3 protein-coding genes are annotated in these 3,781 nt (G+C 67.5%); all 3 read right to left on the bottom strand.

Features of this window, described 5'->3' with window-relative positions:
* Positions 1 to 2,040: potassium-transporting ATPase subunit KdpB (kdpB, locus tag ACE5CZ_RS05805; RefSeq protein ID WP_374946388.1), on the bottom strand; the 2,040-nt coding region annotated here is incomplete at its 3' end.
* 11 nt (positions 2,041 to 2,051) lie between these two features.
* Positions 2,052 to 3,728: a potassium-transporting ATPase subunit KdpA gene (kdpA, locus tag ACE5CZ_RS05800; protein WP_374946387.1), complete on the bottom strand. Its 1,677-nt coding sequence runs from the start codon at positions 3,726 to 3,728 to the stop codon at positions 2,052 to 2,054.
* A partial coding sequence (locus ACE5CZ_RS05795) for a potassium-transporting ATPase subunit F (RefSeq protein WP_374946389.1) occupies positions 3,729 to 3,781 on the bottom strand: 53 nt, incomplete at its 5' end.

The raw sequence follows: 3,781 nt of genomic DNA, 5'->3' as shown, positions 1-3,781 counted from the left end.
GACGACGCCGCCGACGCCGTAGACCAGCAGGTTGCGGCCCAGAATGCGCGAGGCGGATAGCGCGCGGTACTTCACCCCGCGCAGGGCGAGCGGCACGAGCACCACGATGATGATCGCGTTGAAGATGATCGCCGACAGGATCGCCGATGCCGGCGAATGCAGCTGCATGATGTTCAGCAGCGCGAGCCCCGGAAAGACGCCCGCGAACATGGCCGGAATGATGGCGAAGTACTTGGCCACGTCGTTCGCGATCGAGAACGTCGTGAGCGCGCCGCGGGTGATAAGCAGCTGCTTTCCGATGCGCACGATGTCGATGAGCTTCGTCGGGTCGCTGTCGAGGTCGACCATGTTGCCGGCCTCCTTCGCGGCCGAGGTGCCCGTGTTCATCGCCACTCCCACGTCGGCCTGGGCCAGGGCGGGGGCGTCATTCGTGCCGTCGCCGGTCATGGCGACGAGGTTGCCGCCCTCCTGCTCCCGCTTGATGAGCGCGAGTTTCTGCTCGGGCGTGGCCTCGGCGAGAAAGTCGTCGACCCCGGCCTCGGCCGCGATCGCCGCAGCCGTCAGGGGGTTGTCGCCCGTGACCATCACGGTTCGGATGCCCATGGCCCGCAACTCGGCGAAGCGCTCGGCGATGCCCTCTTTCACGATGTCCTTGAGATAGACGACACCCAGGATGCGGGCTTCGCCCGGCTGCTTCCCAACGGGCGGCGCCTTGGTGGCGACCACCAGGGGCGTGCCACCCGCGTTCGAGATGCGTTCGACGCGCTCGTCAAGCGCGGCGACAACAGACGACGCCGCCCGCCCCGACTCCTCGACCCACGCGAGCACGGCAGAACCGGCACCCTTGCGGATCTGCGAGCCGTCGGGCAGGTCGAGCCCCGACATCCGCGTCTGCGCGGTGAACGGCACGATCACGCCGTCAACGTCATCGGGACGGGAGAATCCCTTCGTCTCGGCGAGCGTCACGATCGACTTTCCCTCGGGCGTCGGATCGGCGAGCGACGAGTTGGCGGCGGCCTCGACCAGGTCGCGGTTCACGACCCCGTCGAGCGCGGAGAACTCGGCCGCCTGGCGGTTTCCGTAGGTGATGGTTCCGGTCTTGTCCATGAGCAGCGTTGTCACGTCGCCCGCCGCCTCGACCGCGCGGCCCGACATCGCGAGCACGTTGTGCTGCACAAGCCGGTCCATTCCGGCGATGCCGATCGCCGAGAGCAGGGCGCCGATGGTGGTCGGAATAAGGCAGACGAGCAGCGCCACGAGCACGGGCACGCTCACCGACGCGGCCGAGTAGCCGGCGATGGGATTGAGCGTCAGCACCACGACGACGAAGATCACCGACAGGCTGGCGAGCAGAATGTTGAGCGCGATCTCGTTCGGCGTCTTCTGCCGGGAGGCGCCCTCCACCAGCGCGATCATGCGGTCGACGAAGGTCTCACCCGGCTTCGAGGTGATGCGCACGACGATGCGGTCGGAGAGCACACGGGTGCCACCGGTCACGGCGCTGCGGTCTCCGCCCGATTCGCGCACCACGGGGGCCGATTCGCCCGTGATCGCCGACTCGTCGACCGAGGCGATGCCCCAGACGATGTCACCGTCGCCGGGAATCAGCTCCCCCGCGGTGACTACCACGTGGTCGCCCAGCGTGAGCTCGGCGCTCGAGACGGGCCGGGTCTGCGTGCGCTCGCCACCGGCATCCAGAACGGCGTCGTACGACGCGATCACGTTCGCGGTCGTCGAGGTACGGGTCTGGCGCAGGCTGTCGGCCTGGGCCTTGCCGCGGCCCTCGGCGATGGATTCGGCCAGGTTCGCGAAAATCACGGTGAGCCAGAGCCACACGGCGATTCCCGTGGTGAAGCTGCCCGGCACGGCCGAGCCTCCGGATGAGGCCGGCCCGCCGAGAAACGGCTCGGCGACGGCCAGCAGGGTCGTGAGCGCGGCGCCGACTTCGACGACGAACATTACGGGGTTGTGCCACATCTGGCGGGGATCGAGCTTCTGCAGGGCCCCGGGTAGTGCGGGGAGAACTGTTGCGGTGAGCATGGACATAGCTGTTACTGCAGCCCTTCGGCGAGTGGTGCGAGTGCGAGGACGGGAAAGTAGGTGAGGGCCGAGACGATGATCGTGACGCCGACGAGCAGACCGACGAACTGTGGTCGATGCGTCGGCAGGGTGCCAGCGGTCGACGGAATCTTCGGCTGGGCCGCGAGGGAGCCCGCGAGCGCCAGCACAAGCACGATCGGTATGAAGCGTCCGAGCAGCATGGCCACGCCGAGCGCGGTGTTGAACCAGGGAGTGTTCGCCGTGAGGCCCGCGAAGGCGGAGCCGTTGTTGTTGGCCGCCGAGGTGAATGCGTAGAGCACTTCGCTGAGGCCGTGCAGGCCGGGGTTCCAGATCGACGTACCCTCGACATCCGCCCGAACGGCCGGGATCGCAAAGCTCAGCGCGGTGCCGGCGAGCACCAGCGTCGGAGTGACGAGAATGTAGAGGCTCGCCAGCTTGATCTCCCGCGGGCCGAGCTTCTTGCCGAGGTATTCGGGGGTGCGTCCGACCAGCAGTCCGGCGATGAAGACGGCGATAACCGCGAGGATCAGCATTCCGTAGAGACCGGAGCCGACGCCGCCCGGGGCGACCTCGCCGAGCATCATGTTGATGAGCGGCATCATGCCGCCGAGCGAGGTGTACGAGTCGTGCATCGAGTTGACCGCGCCCGTCGAGGTGAGCGTCGAGGCCGAGCCGAACAGCGTCGAGGTCGCGATGCCGAATCGGGTCTCCTTGCCCTCCATCGCTCCACCGGCGAGCTGCGGGGCCGTGCCGGCGCCGTTCAGTTCGAACAGCGTGAGCGCGGTGAGCGAGACGACGAAGATGGTCGCCATGGCGGCGAGGATCGCGTAGCCCTGACGCCTGTCCCCCACCATCACGCCGAAGGTGCGGGGCAGGCTGAACGGAATCGCGAGCATCAGCACGAGCTGCACCAGGTTCGTGAAGCCGGTGGGGTTCTCGAACGGATGCGCGGAGTTGACGTTGAAGAAGCCGCCGCCGTTGGTGCCGAGCATCTTGATCGCCTCCTGGCTGGCCACGGGGCCGCCCGGAATGCTCTGGGTGCCGCCGGAAAGAGTCGTGACGTCGGTGAAGCCAGCGAAATTCTGGATGACGCCGCCGGCGATCAGCACGATCGCGACGACGACCGCGAGGGGCAGGAGAAGGCGCAGGATGCCGCGGGTCAGGTCGACCCAGAAGTTGCCGAGCGTGTTGCTTCGGGTGCGAGCGAGCCCCCTCACCAGCGCGATGGCGACCGCGATGCCGACTGCGGCTGAGACGAAGTTCTGCACCGCGAGGCCGGCGAGCTGCACCGTGTAGCCCAGAGTCACGTCGGGCGAGTAACTCTGCCAGTTGGTGTTCGTGACGAACGAGACGGCCGTGTTGAACGACAGCCCCTCGGGCACCGCGGGGAAGCCGAGCGAGTAGGGCAGAACGGCCTGGGCCCGCTGGATGGCGTAGACGAGCAGCACGCCGACGAGCGAGAACGCGAGCACGCTGCGGAGGTAGGCCGTCCAGCTCTGCTCGGCACGGGCATCCACACCGATGAGCCGGTAGAAGCCGCGCTCGACGCGCGGATCTTTCGTCGACGAGTAGATGCGGACCATATAGTCGCCGAGCGGCCGGTGGATGACGACGAGGATGAGCGCGAGGGCGCCGACCTGCAGGATCGCGAGCAGAGAGGAATCCATTTAGAACTTCTCCGGCTTCACGAGGGCGTAGACCAGATAGGCGAGGGCCGAGA

Source organism: Agreia sp. (assembly GCF_964263775.1).
In the GTDB taxonomy this organism is placed as follows: domain Bacteria; phylum Actinomycetota; class Actinomycetes; order Actinomycetales; family Microbacteriaceae; genus Agreia.
Note: the sequence above shows the minus strand (reverse complement) of the source record. Positions and strands in the feature narration are given on the sequence as shown.